Consider the following 17,950-nt stretch of genomic DNA (forward strand, 5'->3'; position numbering starts at 1 on the left):
CCGAGGGCCCTGCCGAAGCGTCCAGCTAAGTTACTCGAAGGTACCGCCAACGGCTGTCCGCAGGTTCCTCAACCCCGAGCATCGCCACAACCGGCACGGGGATACCAGCCACCGAGAACTACCCCGCGGGATCCTGCTCGGATCACCGCATCGTCTTCGGCACCGCCACCGTCGCTGTCGGCTGAGCACGTTAGGCCTCCACGATTGCCCGGCGGGGTGTCCAACCGTGGGTACGATATGCGGCCGTATAGCGGCCGATGTCCACGGCGCGAAAATGTTGACAGCTGAGTCGGCGACTGGCTGAATGGGCGTCCGCGCCTGGAAGGAAACCCGTGCGTCTCGCTCGCCCTCTCGCCGCCACCATGCTCGTGGCCGCCGCCTTATCCGCCCCGCAGCCCGCGCAGGCGGCCGCGTTCAAGCATCCCGGCGTCCTGGTCAGCCGCGCTCAGCTCGACTTCGTCAGAACCAACCTCGGCAACGAACCGTGGAAGTCTGCCTGGAACGCCCTGCAAAAGAGTTCGTACGCCTCGCTGTCCTACACGGCCAAGCCCCGCGCCGTCGTGGAGTGCGGCATGTATGGGAACCCCGACCACGGCTGCTCGGACGAGCGTGAGGACGCCAATGCGGCCTACACACACGCCCTGCGGTGGTACCTCACCAAGGACTCCCGTTACGCCAAGAAGGCGATCCAGATCATGGACGCCTGGTCAGCCGTGATCACCGAACACACCGGGAGCAACGCGCCGCTACAGATTGGCTTTGCGGGCGCCAACTTCTCCCGCGCCGCCGAACTCATCAAGCACACCTACACCGGCTGGACCCAGGCCAGCCGGTTCGCCGACAAGCTGCGCACCGTGTACCTCCCGACCGTGATCGCCGGAAAGCCCAACAACCAAGGCAACTGGGAACTGATCATGACCGATGCCGCCATCGGCATCGCCGTGCACCTGGACGACCGCGCCTCATTCGACCGAGCGATCACGACCTGGCGCGGCAGGCTGCCCGCCTATATCTACCTCAAGACGGATGGCTCATACCCCAAGGCGCCGCCGAACAGCAAGCACGACACCAAAGCCGAGATCATCGAATACTGGCACGGGCAGACCAAGTTCGTGAACGGCCTTACCCAGGAAACCTGCCGTGACTTCGGGCACACCGGATGGGGGCTCGCGGCCATCTCCCACGTCGCGGAGACGGCCCGCCACCAAGGCGTGGACCTGTACGCCACGGCCAAGCACCGGCTGCGATACGCGATGAACTTCCACGCTCGCCTGCAACTGGGCGCGACGGTGCCATCGTGGCTGTGCGGCGGAAAGGTCACCCCCGGCCTCGGGCCGAACCTCGAAGTCGGCTACAACGCGCTGCACCAGCGTCTCGGATACGACATGCCCCATGCCGAGAAGTGGGTGATGCAGAAGCGCCCGGTCGGTGCCTCGCGCTTCCTGGCCTGGGAGACCCTCACCCACGCGAAGAACCCGCGCTAACCTCGGGCTTTCGCGAGGGGGCCTGTCCGGTCCTTGATCAAATAAGTGGAGAGTGCTGCTGACCTGCAACGATGGGACTTGTCTAGGGTCCAGTCAGTCGCAGGGAAAGAAGCACTCTCCAGGTGAGCAAGCGTATCGGGTCGTATCCGCGTGTCCACGTCCGGGACGACGGGGGCGGGGTGGTCTCGCAGGCCGGCGGGGTGCTGCTGGTGGAAACGGTCCGCAAGACAGGGCTGGACACGGCGGTATCGGGGGCACTGGCGCCATGGCGCAAGCCGCGTGCGGTGCACGATCCGGGCAAGGTGCTACTGGATCTCGCTCTGGCGGTGGCGCTGGGCGGGGACTGCCTGTCGGACATCGGCGTACTGCGGGCCGAACCCGCCCTGTTCGGATTGGTTGCCTCCGATCCGACGGTCTCGCGTCTGGTCGAGACCCTGGCCGCGGCCGGGCCCCGCGCGCTGACCGCGATCCGCCGCGCCCGCGCCGAAGTCCGCGAACGTGTGTGGACGTTGGCCGGCGCCGATGCCCCCGACGCGGGCGGGCAGGTGACCGTGGACATCGACGGGGTGCTGGTCCTGGCGCACTCAGAGAAGCAGGACGCGACCGCGACGTGGAAGCGCACGTTCGGGCACCACCCGCTGGTCGCGTTCGTCGACCACGGACAGGCCGGGTCGGGGGAGCCGGTGGCCGCCGTGCTGCGACCGGGGAACGCGGGCAGCAACACCGCGGCCGACCACATCACCACCACACAACTGGCCCTGGCCCAACTGCCGAAACGCCACCGGCGGGGTCGCTCGACCCTGATCCGCACCGACTCCGCCGGCGGCACCCACGAGTTCTTGAACTGGCTCACCACGCGGGGCCGGTGGGCTGTCCTACTCGGTCGGGATGACCATCACCGACGCGATCCACCACGCCGTGCCGCAGATCCCCGAATCGGCCTGGACCCCGGCAGTCGAACCCGGCGGCCACGTCCGCGACGGCGCCTGGGTCGCCGAACTGGCCGGCGACATCCTGAAGGGCTGGCCGGCCGCGATGCGGCTCATCGTCCGCAAAGAAAGACCGCACCCCGGTGCCCAGTTGCGGTTCACCGATGCCGACGGCATGCGCCTGACGTGCTTCGCGACCAACACCACCGGCAGCCCGATCGCGGGCCTGGAACTGCGGCACCGCCAGCGCGCCCGAGCCGAGGACCGCATCCGAGGCGCCCGCGCCACCGGCCTGCGCAACCTCCCCCTGCATCACACGGCGCAGAACCAGATCTGGCTGGAGATCGTCCAGCTCGCCCTGGACCTCCTGGCCTGGATGCCGATGCTCGCCCTGACCGGCCAAGCCCGCCGCTGGGAACCCAAACGCCTGCGGCTACGACTGTTCGCCGCCGCCCGCCTGGTCACCACCGGCCGCCGACGCATCCTGCGGCTGGCCCGCCACTGGCCCTGGACCGACACGATCACCAGCGCCTTCACCCGGCTGCAAGCCCTCCCGAACCCCGACTGACCAGTAACAACGACCCATCCCAACGAGCAGCCGAACGCCCCGGAACCGTGGAACCCGGCGCCCACCCGACACGACAGTCGGGCCATCGGCCTCCCCACCCCCAGAACAACCCCTGACCCAGCACGCAAAAAGCCCCCGCCGGCGTCCAACGAGGGCTCATGCAAGATCGAGGCTAATGGGGAAATACGGGCAACCAGAACGCTCGTTGCGCAGGCTAAAACCGAGCCCGGGGGTACGCAGCAAGCGGCGCTGCAACCGAAAGTAGCCGCGTGCGGACGGCGTCCTTCTCCCGAACGTGGCCCCAGCCGCCAACGAGCGACGCGATCTTGTTCACGGAGGTGCCGACCTGGGGTTTTGTCTCCCAGACGTGCGTGTTCTCAAAAGTCGTAACCGTCCCCGCTTCCGAAAACACGATCTTCTTGGAAGCCGGGTGACCTGCGCAGATCGGCTTACTTTGGGGCTAGGGACACGTTCGGGAGGAGGAGGCCGGACGGGCCCGATGCCAGACGGCAGGCAGGGAGCCCGCGCAGTCACGCGGCTTGGCCCCTGCGATCCGCGTGTGCCCCGCCGCCGAGACGACGGACTCGAACGCGGCCGTTCCGGACATCGTCACACGGGCCTGTGTGCCGTCCCAGCTCAGAGCGTAGGGCAGGATGCGGGGCACGGTGATGCTGTCGCCCAGCAGAACAACGTGACCGCCGTCGGCGGCGACATCGCGCACCGCCTGCAGCCGGCTGCCGAGCAAGCCCGAGTCCTGCCAGCGCGTGCCGTCCCCATGCAGGACGAAAGAGCGTTCGTGGAACATCCGCTCCTCGTGGTTGCCAACCAGCCAGATGTCGGTGCCGCTCTTGACGTCGATCCCCGTCACCTCGACCTCGACGTCGTGGTCGATGGGGACCCTCTTCCAACGGGAGCCGTCCCAACGCTGCAGGACCGGCAGGAGGCTGCTGGAACGCGTCCCCTCGCCGCCCGCCACCCAGACCTCGTCCGCGCCCAGCGCCGCGATGGCGTTCAGGCGCGTGTACGGCTGGAGGGAAGGGGCCGGCATCTGCACCCACCGTTCCTGCGCCGGCGCCGACGAGGCCAGCACGGCGACGCAGACGAGCGAAGCCACCACCCCACGCGTGATCTTCATCGCCGGGCAGTCTGGCACAGGCTCCGGCTGATGGACGGCGTATCCGGCGAATGCCCTATCGGCGGTAGATGATCGCGTGCTGCTCGGCACAGATGATCGCGTCCAGCTCACAGCGGTCCTCCGACCCGACCAACAGGAGGTGGGCGGTGCCCGGGACGCGGGTCAGGGCGTACTCGTTCCCATCGCCATCCGCCGCCCCGCCGAGGGGGAGGTACTCGGATGTCCATCGTTGCCCGTCGTAGCGCAGGAGCATGAGGCGTCCCAAGGCCGCTTGATCGTCCGTGCCCGCCAGCCACACGTCGTCAGGCCCGAACGCGGTCACGCTGTGCAGCGTGTACGGCCGGCCGGGCAGGTCGATCTCCTTCCAGGACGTGCCGTCCCAGTGCATTACCACGGGCCTGTCGGGCTTCCCTCCTGTATCGCAGACCATGCCCGTTCCACGCTCGCCTGTGGCCCAGACGTCGGAGGGTCCGTTCTGCCAGACACTCGTCAGCACCCCGGTGCCGATGTCGGGAAGCGGCATCGGCACCGGCGTGCCGCGGGGAGAGGCGCTGTGCCAGATGGCCGGGCGCGAATCGGCGCACTTGCCGCTCGTCCGCGTCCCCACGATCCAGGTGTGTCCGCCGCCGGCGGCCACGGCCTCGAACTTCTGTCCCCGGCGGAATATCCGCTCGGTGAATCGCCTGCCGTCCCACGTCAGCAGGAGCGGCGTGTGAACATCCTCGTCGCGGGCCCGTGCGCTGCGGTTGCCGATCAGGGCGGCGCGGGCGCCGTCCATGGCGACGTCACTCAGTTCCTGCTCCTTGGCCGCGCCGAGTGGGGCGAACGTACGCCAGCCGTGACCATCCCAGCGCAAGGCGTAGGGCATGTCCGTGTCGTCGGAGAGGTAGGCGTTCCCCACCGCCCAGGCCCGATCCGGACCGTCGGCGTCGATTCCGCTGATGGCGGTGTCGCTCGCGCCGGGGAAGCGTTCCGACATCTTCTGGTCGACGCGCCAGCGGGCGCCGTCCACCCGGAAGAGAACGCCGTTCCAGGTTTCGGTGCCGGAGTACCCGATCGCCCAGGCCGCGTCGGGCCCCCAGGCCGCGACGTCCCGCAGCGAGGTGGCGAACTGCTCCTCGTCGGCCTTCTCGATCCTCTGCCATTCGGACGCCAGAGTGATCTCCGGGAGCGGCGTGCGGCTCGCGAGCGGCGGCGGCTTCGCGCCAGGCGCCGCTTCGCCGGTACATGCCGTCATCACCAGCAGGCAAGCGAGCACCGCCGCGACCCGGCACCGGCTGGCGCCGCACATGCCTTTTAAGGCTCCTGTGAGCGTCATTGTCGCGCATTGTGACAGAGCCGATCAGCGGAGCGCCACCGCCGGCCAGGGGAGGGACGGTTCGCCGAGTTGCCGGCGGCCTTGCCACCGAGCGGCGAACGCTGGGAACGAACGGGCCGGGATGCGCTCAAGGCTGCTATGGCAGCCAGCCGGCACGGACCTCGCCCGCGCCGCTGGTCTACCCCATGCGGTGCGCAACTGAGCGCGCGTGGGCCAAGCGGTGCGCGTAACCTTCGGGCAGGGTCACGGCGAGCGACCGGTACAGCTCGACCGCCTCCTCCACGGCTGCCTGTCTCTCCGTCGGCGTGCTATCGGTGACCAGGCGGACCTCGGCGAACATCACCAGCGCGTTCGCATGTCCACCGCTGTAGCGGGCCGGGTTCTGTCCGGCCAGCCGCCGGCACATCTCCACCGACTCGGCCGTGGCCGCCAGCGCCTCGGCGTGATCGCCTCGCCGGGAGCGTACGAGGCCGTGATCGGTCAGCGCATGGGCGAGACCTCCCGCGAAGCGGTGGGGATCGGATTCGTGCAGCCGTCGATAGGTGTTCAGGCACTGCAGCGAGGCGGCCAGCGCCTCCTCGTGCCGGCCCAGGTTCGTCGCTGCCACGCAGAACGTATGGCGCGCCAGCGCAAGATCTCGCTCGTGGGCCGCGGAGTCGGCGACCGCCAGACCCGCGCAGATCGCGACGGCCTCGCTCGCGGCCTCCAGCGCCTCCTCCTGGCGGCTCGGGCCGAGGTCCGCGAGGACGCAGGATCTATTGTTCAAGGCCAACGCCAGCCGGGGAGCGTCGTCCTGGCCGCGGGCGATCTCGACGGCCTCGGAGTTCACGGCCAGCGCCTGGTCGAGCCGGTTCAGCATGTGCAGGTAATTGCCCTGGTTGTAGAGCCCGGCGCACAGATTCCGCGCTGCCAGGCGTACCGTCGAGCGGCCTTCCTTGACCTCCAAACCGCGTGCGATGAGCTCCCGGTCGTCCTGGAGATCGTCATCCTCCGCGTACGACAGCTCCATGCGCTCCTGGCGTTCTGATTCTCGTGCCACGAACTCGCGATAAAGCGCCACCCCTTCCTCCGAGAGAGCCAGCGCCTCGCGGTACGAGCCCAACGAGGCCAGGTGCATGGCACCGTTGACCAGCGCGCCGGCGAGCCCGCTCCAGAGAGGGGATTCGCCCGTCTCGATCTGCCGCCGGTACACCTCGACGTACCGAGCGAACGCCGCACCCGCCTCCTTGACCCGCCCGGCGTCGCCGAGAGCGCGACCCAGCGACTCCAGGGACTCGGCGTACGCGACCGGCGAGCTCTTCGCGCGCCCGCGCCAGAACGCCACCCTCTCGGTCGCGGCCTCGATCGCTTCGTCGAAACGTCCGGCACGGGTAAGGCGGTCGGCGTAGTCGGCCAGCGCGTGCGCGAGGGCGTGTGCCCTCGGTCGGCCCTTGCCTCCTGCCGGCTGCCGCCGGATATCGCCGACCGCCGCAGCCGCGGACTCCACCGCTTCCTCGCGCCGCCCAAGTTTCGCGAGGATCATGGTGAGCGCGGAGCGCGCCTCGTTCGCGTCGTCCAGGGCATAGGCGTCGCCGCCGATCAGGCGCAGGCTCGCCGAGTGTTCCTCCCGCGCGATGGGTAACGCCTCCTCGTGGCGTCCAAGCTGTACGAGGGTCCGGCGCAGCGAACGCAGCGAGCGGTGAAAATTCTCGCGACAGACGTTTGTACCGTTCGCGCTCTCGGCCCGATAGAACTCGACCGCTTCGAGATACGCGAGTCGCGCGAGGTCGTACCAGGTCAGCTCCTCCAAGTCGGCGCCGAGCTCCAGCAACCATCGAGCCAGCGCGTCCGGCTTCGGCCACGCCAGGCGCGGCTGCGCACGCAGGACCTGAACCTGGTCGACGCCGGACCGCGCGGACCGTAGCAGCCGGTCAGGATGGTCCACGCCGGACGGCACGCTGCGGTTGCGCAGCATCTCAGGGGTTATCTGATCCTTCACCGGTGAAGGTAAACACACTCCGACGGACCACGCGGCCTCATTGACGACCATGGCGTCCTCTCCGTGTGACCGCGGCCGCTTCCTTTTTCAGAGGCGAGCGTGGACTGCGGTGGCCAGAATGGAGGCCGCGCCCGGGTCGTGGGCGGCCAGCACGGCCAGGCCGGGATTTTGCAGGCGAAACTCGTTGGTCATCCGTGTCGTGGCGGCCAGCCTGTGCTTCTCACCGACGCCCGGCACCTGGCCGCGCTCCAGCAGAGCCGAGTCATAGGTCAGGTCGCCGACCATGAGCAGCGGTGTCCGGCCAGGGCTGCGGACCAGCATCGACAGCGACCCGGGAGTATGGCCGGGGGTGGGCAGCAGCACCATGCTGCCATCGTCGAACAGGTCATGGCCGGTGGTGAAGGGGGCGAGGGCAGGGTCGGCGAGGGGTTCGGGAGAGATGCGGCGCCAGCGCAGTCCGGGCAGGTCGATGTGGGAGCGCAGCAGGCCGCGAAGTTCCGGTGCCGGCCCCCCGAGGGTCTCCCACTCGTGTCGGCTGACCACGATCTGGGCGCCGGTCAGTTCCCGCAGGCCGCCGATGTGGTCCTGGTGCAGGTGGGAGATGACCACGGTGTGGACATCGCCGATGTCGTAGCCGATGGCCGCCAGCTGGGCGGTGAGGGTCTGCTCGGGGCCGATGTCGAAACGGGCCAGCCGGTCGTACATCACCCCGGTGATGCCGCCGGGGAAGTAGCCGGGGTCGGTCACCGATGCGCGGTCCTGTCCGGTGTCGAAGAGCACCAGCCCGTCGCCGCGCTCGATCACGTAGACGTTGATGGGCAGTGGCTGGGTCCAGCGACGCGAGGTGAACAGCCACCAGTACATCGGCTTGCGGGTGGCGGACACGTGCTCGGGGTGGATCGACACCGACCCGGTGCTGACCATCGACACCCGCTTGATGCTTGCTTCGCTCATGACGTTCGTCTCCTTGATCGAATTCATATGCGGAATGCCGACGCCGCTTGACAGTGCAGGTCCGCACGTGACGCTGCTTCATCAGATCTGGAGGCCGGCGCAAGATGGTGTGCGGGCGGACGCGTATTCGCAGCCGCCGTAGGACCTCGTGTGGCATTCGAAGCCGGCCATACAGCCAGAAGGACCCATCGGATCGCCCCGGAGACTTGGCGTCACCGAGGTGAGTGGCGGGAAGGACCGACATCGACCCGCTCGGTCTGACGTGGACCATTCGCTTGGTCGGCGAACTGTTGATCCGCCTGGTCAAGCGCGTCTAGTTTGTTTCGAGGAACGTTTTGAGCTCGGCCAGGAGGCGTGGCCAGCCCTTGGTGACGGCCTCCAGGACGGCGCTGCCGGATTCGAAATCGTCGTGGACCACGGTCAGTCTGGCCGTCTCGCCGAGGTCCTCGATATCGAAGGTCACCTTGGAGCGGCGCTCGGCGGAGAAGCGGGCCAGGAGTTCGTCACTGAACCCGCTGACCGCCGCCCAACGCGGCGTGAAGGTGTGCCAGGTGTAGGACAGCCGCTTGCCGGGCTCGGATTCGAGCACGACCTGGGCCGGGTCGGCGATCGTCACGTCGTGCTCGGGGTAGCGCACGGTCACGGTCGAGCCGGGCTTCCAGTCCGAGTCGAAGGTCAGCCCGCGCCAGCAGCGCCGGGTGATGGCAGGGTCGGTCAGTGCCTGCCAGAGGCGCTCGGGAGTGGTGTTGATGTAGGTCGTGTAGACGAACTCGGGCTTGCCCATACAGGTGTCCTCCAAAGCTGTTTCCAGGTCGGACCAGGCTCCGACGGCCGCCGGGAACCCGTCAGCGGGCCGCGCGGAGAGGGGCACGTCACCCCCTCGTCCACAGGCGCGGGGGCGTAAGAGATGGGGGATCGGCGCGTCGGATCGGCGTGCTATCGCAGCCGCTCGCTCAGGAAGTCCTCCCAGGTCCGCTCACCCGTGGCAGCCCTTTCGAGAGACAGATTCTCGCCGGCCCGATAGGCGCGGCCGGCCTTGCCCGGCATCCGGACGGGCATCATCAACCGTCGCTTGCCGCGCGCCCGGAGGTATCCGCGGGTCAGCTCGGCCATCCCGTACACCCTGGGTCCGGCCAGGTCGGGCACCAGGCCGGCCGGCTTGCCGAGTGTCAGCTCCACGAGCCGGGCCGCCACGTCGCGCGCGTCCACCGGCTGGAACCGCATTCCACCCGGGACGGGTATCACCGGCAGCTTCGCCATCGCCCGCACGGTCTTGAAGGTGAGGTCATGGAATTGGGCGGCCCGTAGCGTCGTCCAAGGCAGGCCGGACCCGGCCACGGTTCGCTCGGCGCCGAGCTTGGAGCTGAACCAGCTCAGCGGGATCCGGTCCGCCCCGATAACGGAGATGTACAGCAGGTGCCGCACCCGGGCTCGCGACGCGGCCCGTACCAGGTTCTCGGTCGCCTCGGTATCGCCCTTGGTGCTGCCCGCCAGGTGCAAGATGATCTCGGCCCCGTCTACCGCGGGCTCGATTCCCTCGCCTTTGAGTAAGTCGCCGCTCATGTACTCGACACCGTCGAGGGAATCGCGGTCGCGGCGGCTGAGCACCCGCACGTCACAGCCGGCATCGCGCAGGAGCGGCAGGACCAGACGTCCCAGCGTGCCGGTGCCGCCGGTGAGCAGAATCGATGAGGTCATGATTTCTCCAGATTCTTCGGATCCGGGAGTCGATCTCCCGGTGGAGCCGGACCGGACCAGACCGGACCGGGTGTCTGGGAGCGCACGCGTTCTTCCCAGCGACCTTTCCGGCAGATGAAACGTAACGTAACGTTCAATTGAACGTATTAACGCAGCCAGCGGCGAGGTATGTCAAGAACGAAACGTTATGTTCTTCGTGGTACGGTTTTTCTCGTGACTGGAAAGCCTGGTGGTGCCGCGCGATCACGGACGGTGATTCTTCAGGCCGCCCTTGATCTGTGTGCGGAACGGTCCTACGCCGCCGTGACCATGGAGGCGATCGCTACCCGCGCCCAGGTCGGCAAGCCGACGCTCTATCGCTGGTGGTCGTCGAAGGGCGCGTTGTACCTGGACGCGATCACCGAACTGACCGGGCCGTACTTCCTCGTCCCCGACACCGGCGACCTCGCGGCGGACCTGCGCACCTGGATCCATACCGTCGCCAAGGTCTTCGCCGACGATGCGCTTGGCGGTCTTCTCGCCGGAGTGGTCGGATCAGCGCAGCACGACCCCGAACTCGCCGGCATCCTCCATGAACAGGTCCACATCCCTCTCTCGGGACGCAACCGCGAACGGATCCGCGCGGCGCAAGAGAGCGGACAGGTGGTCGGCTTCGACCCCTACCTGCTCGAAGACATGCTCGTCGCCCCGCTGTGGTACCGGCTGCTGATCACCGGCCAGCCGATCACCCCGCAGTATGCCGACACGGTCCTGAACGCCGTCCTCAACTCCAACCCCACGCCGACCGGCAACGCCTGAGGCCGAAAACCGCCTCCGTGAATCCCTGCGGCTCACCGGTCCACGAACGTGGGTGAAGGGTCCAGGGATCCACCCCGTAGCCGATCATTCTCAGGATCCAGGCGTGTTGGAGCAGCGGGGGGCGTCGTCCAGGGGCATGCCGTAGATCCCCTCATCCGGCGGGGCGGCCTGAAGCGGGACGCCCCGCGCGGCGAGCACGCCACGCGGGGCATCCCGCGATGAGGACGAACAATCCACATGACACTCGACGGCGGCGCAGGGCTCGCGAAAAGCCTCCCGAAGGTGACTTCCGCGGCTAGAACCTCAGTGACTTGAAGGCGCGCACCTGTTCGACGATGGCGCGTTCCGTCGGCAGGCGTTCGACCGACGACGCGCCGAAGAAGCCCACCACGCCTTCCGTACGGGCCAGCACGTGGGCCGCGTCCTGCGGTTCGGCGATGGGCCCGCCGTGGCAGAGCACCAGGATGTCGGGGCGGACGGCCACCGCGGCGTCGCGCATCGCCTGGACCCGTTCGACCGCCTCGTCCAGGGAGAGCGCGGTGCCGGCGCCGACACTGCCCTTGGTGGTCAGGCCGACGTGCGGGACGAGGACGTCGGCGCCCACCTCGGCCATGGCCCGCGCCTGGGCGGGGTCGAAGACGTAGGGGGCGGCGACCAGGTCGCGCTCGCGCGCCAGCCTGATCATCTCGACCTCCAGGTCATAGCCCATCCCGGTCTCCTCCAGGTTCTGCCGGAAGACCCCGTCGTACAGGCCGACGGTCGGGAAGTTCTGCACCCCGGCGAAGCCCATGGCCGCGAGCTGGTCGAGGAACCTGGGCATCAGCCGGAACGGGTCGGTGCCGCACACCCCGGCGAGCACCGGGGTGTCCCTGACGACGGGAAGCACCTCGGCCGCCATCTCGACGACGATCTGGTTGGCGTCGCCGTACGGCAGCAGCCCGGCGAGCGAGCCCCGGCCCGCCATCCGGTAGCGGCCGGAGTTGTAGATGATGATCAGGTCGACGCCGCCCTCCTCGGCGCACTTGGCGGACAGCCCGGTGCCGGCGCCCGCGCCGATGATCGGCCGGTCCTCGGCGACGGTACGGCGCAACCTGGCGAGGACGTCCTCGCGGTTCACCCGGCACCTCCGGTGCGACCCCGGTGAGGGCCGGGAAGGAACCTCCGGCGCCGGCCCGCCGGTCGCGACACGTCCGGGAAACGGTGGTGGACCACGCGCGGACCTGCCGGTCGCGGCGCGGCCGGGACACGGCCATGGGTCATGCCGCGTCCCTCGCGGTGATCATCAGGTGCAGCCGGTCCGCCATGGCACGGCCGAAGGCGGGATCGTTGACGTGCAGGTCCAGCTCCTGGACCTCGACGGCCGAGCCTCGCAGCCCCTCGGCCAGGGCCTCGAAGCAGGACTCGTCGGCCTTGGGGTCGCGGAAGGGCGCCCCTTCGGCGTCGAGGGCGGAGACGCCGCCGCGCGGGACGAACAGCACGGTCGGGCCGTTGGCCGCGCTCAGCTTGGCGGCCATCCGGCGTCCGAGCTCGCCCATCTCCTCGGCCGTGGTCCGCATCAGGGTCACGGTCGGGTTGTGGACGTACAGCAGGCGGTCGCCGAAGTGCTCGGGGACGGTGTCGCGGGGACCGAAGTTGACCATGTCGAGCGCGCCGGGGGCGACCACCTGGGGCACGCCTCGCGCGCCGGCCGTGGTGAGCCGGTCAGGGCCGGCCGACAGGACCCCGCCGACCAGGTCGTCGGCGAGTTCGGTGGTGGTGAGGTCGAGCACGCCCGAGATCAGGCCGCTGCCGGCCAGCGACTCCAGGGCCCGCCCACCGGATCCGGTGGCGTGGAAGACCAGCACCTCGTAGCCGAGCTCGTCCAGCCGCTGCCTGGCGGCGTCGACCGCGGGCGTGGTCACGCCGAACATCGACGCGGCCACGAGCGGGCGGTCGTCCTCGACGACCGGGGACGGGATGCTCACCATGCCGGCCATGGCCGCCGCGGCGTTGCCCAGGACACGCGCGGAGACGCGGTTGACCCCGGCGAGGTCGACGACGCTGTACATCAGCGTGACGTCCTTGGCCCCCACGTAGGGGGACACGTCGCCGGAGGCCATGGTGGAGACGATGAGCTTGGGCAGGCCGATCGGCAGGTCCCTGACGGCCCGCGCCGCGATCGAGGACCCGCCGCTGCCGCCCACCGCGAGCACGCCGTCGAGACGGCCCTGAGCGTACAGCTCGGCGAGGACGGCGGCGGCGCCCTCGCCCATCGCCGTGACAGCCGCGCCCCTGTCGCCGGCCGCGCGCAGCACCGCGACGTCGGCACCGGCCGCCAGCGCGACCCGGTCATTGCCGACGTCGGCGGGCACCCGCGCCTCACCGATGCCCGCGTCGACCAGGACGACCTCGCAGTCGAGGGCGAGTAGCCGGTCGTGGAGCCAGGCGTACTCCCACCCCTTGGTGTCCAGTGTTCCCACCAGGCCTATCGTCGGCATCTCGCGCCACGCCTCTCTGCTCGCAGACCTTTTTTCGCCGTTTCGCCGTTTCGCCGTTGTCGCCGTTTCGCCGTTGTCGCCGTGCGGTGCCGTCTCGCCGTACCGGTCAGGTCAGGTCAGAGCGCGGCGGAGAAGTTGCCGTAGTAACCGCCCAGCTCCTGGCGGTAGACGCTCTGCCGGTAGGTCGCCGCGTCGTACTCCGGCGCGTCCTGGATCTCCTGCTTGGTCCGCGAGACGTACACCTTGCGCTCCTGCCGGTCGATCCTGGTCACCGTGCTGGCCGGGAGCACGACCTTCCTGCCGGAGAGCCACGAGCCGACGTCGGCCACGACGTAGCTGTCATCGGTCACGTTGCTCTCCTCCTCCACCAGACCGACCTTGCCGTCGACGGCCTCCACGTCGAAGCCGATGACGCTCATCGTCTCGTCGGGGCCGTAGACGCCCTCGCGATAGCTCCACAGTCCTTCGCTCGCCATGTGTGGGCTCTCCTCGTCACGATGTGTGTGGCCCCCCGCCTACCCGTGGCGGCCGAGGTAAACGGTGCATCAGGTGGCCGTCTTCCGCCAGGAGGCGGGCCGTACGGCGCGCGAAATACGCCCGGAGGATCATCGGGCCGCGCGGACGCGCGAAGGGTCGGCCCGGGAGCTCCCTCCGCGGGGAAGAAACCGCCGCCGGGGACGGGCGGCGACCCACCCGCGAGGCGCGCGGTACGGGCGGTACCTCTAGAATGTGATTCTAGGATTGGCCGACCCCCGGCCCCGACCGCGAGGAGCCCACGTGCACGACGTCTCACCGGAGCTCCGGGAACTCGGGGCCGTCTTCGACCACACGGCCGTCGCGGCACCGCGGATCAGGGACCTCCTGCCGATCTATCATGACCTGCTGGGCGGGACCTTCCGCAGCGGCGGCGACAACCAGCTCGGCGGCTACCGGGCCATGCAGCTCACCTACCCGGGCGGCGGCAAGATCGAGCTGATGGAGCCGCTCAAGGGCTCCACCTTCTTCGACAGCTTCTTCGAGCTGACGCGCGGCCGGGGCGGCGTGCACCACCTCAACTTCCACGTGGACGACATCGACCTGGCGGTCTCCCTGCTCACCGAGCGCGGCTACCGCCTGCACGGCCTCAACCTGGGCGACCCGAGGTGGCGCGAGGTGTTCCTGCACCCCAAGGAGGCCCACGGCGTGCTGATCCAGCTCGCCCGGCCCGGCCCGCGCGACTCCGTGCCCGTCCCCTCCCTCGACGACGTGCTGGCCGGACGGGGATACCGTGGCAACGGGGTTCCCAGCCCCGCCTGAACACGGCACATCATCGGGCGGGACGGAGTTCCGGGGACTTTCCGCCCGGCGGACGGCGAGAGGGACAGATGACACGCAAGCCGGGCACCTGGGAGTGGAGCCGCACGGCGCAGACTCGTACGAGCATGCTCGAAGCCGGCAGGGAGGTCTTCACCGAGCGCGGTTTCGCCGACGCCGGGGTGGCCGAGGTCGTCGAGCGCGCGGGCCTGAGCATCGGCAGCCTCTACCACCACTTCGGCGGCAAGACCGAGCTGTTCCTCGCGCTGTGGGAGAGGCACCAGGCCGAGCACGAGGAGAACGCGGCCTCCGCGGTGGCGAGGGCCCGCCAGTCAGGCGTCCGCGACCCCCTGGAACTGTTCGTCGCCGGCGCCCGCGCCTTCCTTGAGGGGTCGTGGAGGCGGCGGGACCTGGCCCGGCTGTTCATGGACGGGGACGGGCCCCCGGGATTCGAGCTGCTGCGCCGCACGCGCGGTCGCGAGTGGGTACGGCAGAACGGTGTCCTGCTGGGCGCGGGCGGCACCTCCCTCGACCGCCTGACGGCCGCCGTCCTGACGTCGGTCATCGGCGAGGCGGGCCGCGAGGTGGCGACCTGCGACACCGAGGCGGAGGCCGAGCGGATCATCGAGGCGGCGATCGAGCTGATCCGCCGCCTCGACCCGCTGCGCGCCCCCTCGGTCTCGGCGGGGGAGTCCCGGGCAGAGCCTCCGGCCTGAAGCCCTCCGACGACGAGCGACACCATCGCCGGACGCCGCCGGCCCGCGGGCCGGGATCGGCGAGGAGGCCCGACCGGATTCCACGGGACCGGGCACGGGGCGCGGGTTCCCGGCGTGAAAAATCATGCGTAATACTCGCGGGCGCGAGCGCGAATATACATTGACAATCAATCGCCTCTTTCGTCTTTCCGACACACACGCCACCGCGAAGCGGCGTCTTCCTCGACGAGCGAGAATCAATGGCCTTGAGAGGCGTCACCCGCGGCAAAAACGCGACGACCGGCGGCGACGCCCCGCCGCGAAACGGCCGCGCGAATATCCGCGACGCGGTGATCGCGGCGCCGATGCTCGTCATGGTCGTCGCGTTCGGCGTCATCGGTTACCGGCTCTACGACCAGGCCAGCGAGGATCCTCCCCTCCCCCCGGACAAGGTCGGCAGGGTTCTGTTCTTCGCCTCCAAGGGGGCGGAGATCTCGGAGGCGACGCTCCAGTTGTCCCCTCCCGCCGCCGGGCAGCAGGCCTCCCGCCTGCTGAGCATCGAATTGAAGGCCAGCCCGACTGAGAGCGGTGAAGGAAAATGGGCGCTTTTCGTCGACCACACGCTCGCGCCGAGGGACGGCGCCGGACGCCTGAGGATCCCTGACCTCACGGTGGATTGCGCCGCCCCCGCCAAGGAGGGTGTGGCGAACGTGTGTGACAAATACGAGGGAGATCCCATCAGCGCGGACATCGGACTGGGAACCGGGCGGGCGGGGGGAGGCCCGTTTCCCGACTACGGCACCGGACTCGTCATCTCCGGCGACATCCCGGACCTCGGTCCCGCCGAATCGGGGCGAGGAGTGGTGCTGCTCCGCGTTCCCGTCGAGAGGGGCTCGGTGCAGAACACCTCCGCCCAGTACCTCATCCGCCCGCCCGTGCTCGGCAACGACCTCCTGCCCTACGACGAACAGATCGTGCTGGACTACGACGGGGCGTCGTCACAGACGACATCGCCGGCGAAAACGCCGGAGAGGACGGAGTGGCACATCACCGAGGGCGCCCCCGGGGAGGGACCGGAGTTCCGGGTCGTCGTCGCGCAACGGCTCGGCGAACGGCTCACCGACGTGACCTTCAACCCCCGCTCGCCCTCGGACTGGACGTGGACGGGCCGCCAGATCCTGGACGTGGAGGCACTCGCGGTCCGTCCGCACGTGCAGAGCAGGCAGCAGCGGGACCTGTTCTGGGCCGCGGTGTGGATCTCCCTGTCCTCGGCGTTCCTGGTGTGGTTCCTGGAGATCGTCACCACCGCCGTCCGCTCGGCCCCCGGTGCCGAAGACGACACGGGCGGGCGGGGGACGACCGTGGACGACCGGGAGGACCCGCCTCCCACCTCGGGTGACAGGGTCCTGCGCTCCGCCCGGCGGACGCTGGCGCGACACATCGCCCTGCGCGCCGACCGGATGGCCTCGACACCGCTGGGCCAGGTGCCCGACGCCGACTTCGGCCTGATCTGGACCTGGCGACGTCTTGACCCGGCCGCCGCCCGCGCCTGGCTGCGTGCCCAGATCGACGAGAGGCGGTGGCCGCTCTCCGCGGTGATCACGCGGCTGGTGGCCGGTGGGAGACCACCGGGCCGCTCACCCGCCGGCGAGGAGAGCGCGGACATCGCCGGCGACTTCCTCGGGGCCCGTTATCTTCTCACGGCGATCCGTGACGAGCTGGCCGGCCGTCCCGCGGCGGACCGCTAGTCCGGCATGCAGCCGCCCACGCCACCTCTCGCCCCCCGTTCGAAGGCCGAGACGCGCTCGGACGCGGAACCGTGGTCGCCCGGTTTCCGCCAGGGTTTGGTGTCGCCCAGCTTCCGGAACACGACTTCGAGCTCTTCCACGTCTCCGCTCTCGAACAGGAGGGTCCCGTCACGGGCGGCGCCGTACAACGCCGCTCCGGCCAGGCAGTCGGCCTGGAGTTCGCGCGCGCGCCATATCAGGGAGTCGTCGAGCCGGTTCTGGACGGCGTGCCCCCATTCGTGGGCGATGACCTGGTAGACCCACACGTCGGCCACGCGGTAGCCGTCTTTCATGTACGCGACGTCCCACGAGATCATGTCCCTGCTCCAGCAGTAGTGCGCGTTGTCGTAGCCGACCCGCTTCCCGTCGCACATCGGCGGCTTTCTGCCGCCGTACGAGTAGCCGCCGTAAACCGTCGGCCGTGAATAACGGCCGTTGAAGAGGCTCGGCCAGTGTGTCGCCCAGAATCGGTTCACCACACGGAGCGCGGATGAGATATCCGAATCAATGTCATCGTCGCGTGCCTGCGCAGTCTCTTTCCTCGCACTCGACGCGTCCGCCACTCCCCCGACCATCGTGCTGACCGCTGCGAAGACGACCGTGGCCAGAAGAAAGGTCAATGTCCGATGTCGCATGCGCACCTCTTCCCGTGTCCCGTCCCGGCCGATGGTAAATGCCGATGACCTCTCCAGGAAGGTGTCAATTCATTTATGAACAACTGTATTGAGGTTTTCTCAGGCTGAACGAAGTGGGCGATAACAGACCTGCGCTACCAGCCAAGACATCTCGGCGAACTTATGGACGGTCTGCCGTTGGCCAGAAATGGGCGTGGAGCC

At 69.2% G+C, this 17,950-nt stretch carries 15 protein-coding genes and 1 pseudogene; 6 read left to right on the plus strand and 10 right to left on the minus strand.

The genetic code is table 11. The features are described from left to right. Positions 1–362: 362 nt before the first annotated feature. Entirely contained in the window at positions 363–1,484 is a 1,122-nt protein-coding gene (locus ACSDR0_RS45180; RefSeq protein WP_435295142.1) for an alginate lyase family protein, read from the plus strand. Positions 1,485–1,606: 122 nt separating this feature from the next. Next, a pseudogene (locus tag ACSDR0_RS45185) lies at positions 1,607–2,981 on the plus strand (IS1380 family transposase). A gap of 460 nt (positions 2,982–3,441) precedes the next feature. Here ACSDR0_RS45185 and ACSDR0_RS45190 read toward each other — a convergent pair. From ACSDR0_RS45190 to ACSDR0_RS45215, 6 genes are all read right to left on the minus strand, one after another. Beyond that, positions 3,442–4,116: a hypothetical protein gene (locus ACSDR0_RS45190; RefSeq protein WP_435295143.1), complete on the minus strand. Its 675-nt coding sequence runs from the start codon at positions 4,114–4,116 to the stop codon at positions 3,442–3,444. A gap of 55 nt (positions 4,117–4,171) precedes the next feature. Beyond that, positions 4,172–5,407, minus strand: a complete 1,236-nt coding sequence (locus ACSDR0_RS45195; RefSeq protein ID WP_435295144.1) for a hypothetical protein — start codon at positions 5,405–5,407, stop codon at positions 4,172–4,174. A gap of 205 nt (positions 5,408–5,612) precedes the next feature. Beyond that, on the minus strand, positions 5,613–7,463 hold the full coding sequence (locus ACSDR0_RS45200) for a hypothetical protein (RefSeq protein ID WP_435295145.1): 1,851 nt from the start codon (positions 7,461–7,463) through the stop codon (positions 5,613–5,615). A 36-nt stretch (positions 7,464–7,499) separates the two neighbouring features. Continuing rightward, positions 7,500–8,366, minus strand: coding sequence for an N-acyl homoserine lactonase family protein (locus tag ACSDR0_RS45205; protein WP_435295146.1), 867 nt, complete (start codon positions 8,364–8,366; stop codon positions 7,500–7,502). Positions 8,367–8,679: 313 nt separating this feature from the next. Beyond that, positions 8,680–9,150: an SRPBCC family protein gene (locus ACSDR0_RS45210; RefSeq protein ID WP_435295147.1), complete on the minus strand. Its 471-nt coding sequence runs from the start codon at positions 9,148–9,150 to the stop codon at positions 8,680–8,682. Positions 9,151–9,302: 152 nt separating this feature from the next. Further along, entirely contained in the window at positions 9,303–10,064 is a 762-nt protein-coding gene (locus tag ACSDR0_RS45215; RefSeq protein ID WP_435295148.1) for an SDR family oxidoreductase, read from the minus strand. 168 nt (positions 10,065–10,232) lie between these two features. On the opposite strand from ACSDR0_RS45215, the gene ACSDR0_RS45220 reads away from it, so the two are divergent. Continuing rightward, complete coding sequence (locus tag ACSDR0_RS45220) at positions 10,233–10,862, plus strand: TetR/AcrR family transcriptional regulator (protein ID WP_435295149.1); 630 nt, start codon at positions 10,233–10,235, stop codon at positions 10,860–10,862. Between the two features lie 295 nt (positions 10,863–11,157). Here ACSDR0_RS45220 and ACSDR0_RS45225 read toward each other — a convergent pair whose 3' ends face one another. The 3 genes from ACSDR0_RS45225 to ACSDR0_RS45235 all read right to left on the minus strand — a co-directional run bounded on the left by ACSDR0_RS45225 (position 11,158) and on the right by ACSDR0_RS45235 (position 13,815). Beyond that, entirely contained in the window at positions 11,158–11,979 is an 822-nt protein-coding gene (locus tag ACSDR0_RS45225; protein ID WP_435295150.1) for a phosphoenolpyruvate hydrolase family protein, read from the minus strand. Between the two features lie 139 nt (positions 11,980–12,118). Then, the gene (locus tag ACSDR0_RS45230) at positions 12,119–13,339 is read right to left on the minus strand and encodes a Tm-1-like ATP-binding domain-containing protein (protein WP_435295151.1); all 1,221 of its coding nucleotides are present in this window, start codon (positions 13,337–13,339) and stop codon (positions 12,119–12,121) included. A 116-nt stretch (positions 13,340–13,455) separates the two neighbouring features. Further along, positions 13,456–13,815: a PRC-barrel domain containing protein gene (locus tag ACSDR0_RS45235; protein WP_435295152.1), complete on the minus strand. Its 360-nt coding sequence runs from the start codon at positions 13,813–13,815 to the stop codon at positions 13,456–13,458. Positions 13,816–14,116: 301 nt separating this feature from the next. Between ACSDR0_RS45235 and ACSDR0_RS45240 the strand changes: the two genes are divergently transcribed. The 3 genes from ACSDR0_RS45240 to ACSDR0_RS45250 all read left to right on the plus strand — a co-directional run bounded on the left by ACSDR0_RS45240 (position 14,117) and on the right by ACSDR0_RS45250 (position 17,075). After that, the gene (locus tag ACSDR0_RS45240) at positions 14,117–14,635 is read left to right on the plus strand and encodes a VOC family protein (protein WP_435295153.1); all 519 of its coding nucleotides are present in this window, start codon (positions 14,117–14,119) and stop codon (positions 14,633–14,635) included. 68 nt (positions 14,636–14,703) lie between these two features. Further along, on the plus strand, positions 14,704–15,348 hold the full coding sequence (locus ACSDR0_RS45245; RefSeq protein ID WP_435295154.1) for a TetR/AcrR family transcriptional regulator: 645 nt from the start codon (positions 14,704–14,706) through the stop codon (positions 15,346–15,348). A gap of 239 nt (positions 15,349–15,587) precedes the next feature. Then, positions 15,588–17,075, plus strand: a complete 1,488-nt coding sequence (locus tag ACSDR0_RS45250; RefSeq protein ID WP_435295155.1) for a hypothetical protein — start codon at positions 15,588–15,590, stop codon at positions 17,073–17,075. Here ACSDR0_RS45250 and ACSDR0_RS45255 read toward each other — a convergent pair. After that, a complete protein-coding gene (locus ACSDR0_RS45255) occupies positions 17,072–17,590 on the minus strand; it encodes a neutral zinc metallopeptidase (protein ID WP_435295156.1) in 519 nt (172 codons plus the stop codon). The genes ACSDR0_RS45250 and ACSDR0_RS45255 overlap by 4 nt on opposite strands. Between the last annotated feature and the right edge of the window lie 360 nt (positions 17,591–17,950).

The organism is Streptosporangium sp. G11 (assembly GCF_051192615.1).
In the GTDB taxonomy this organism is placed as follows: Bacteria; Actinomycetota; Actinomycetes; order Streptosporangiales; family Streptosporangiaceae; genus Streptosporangium.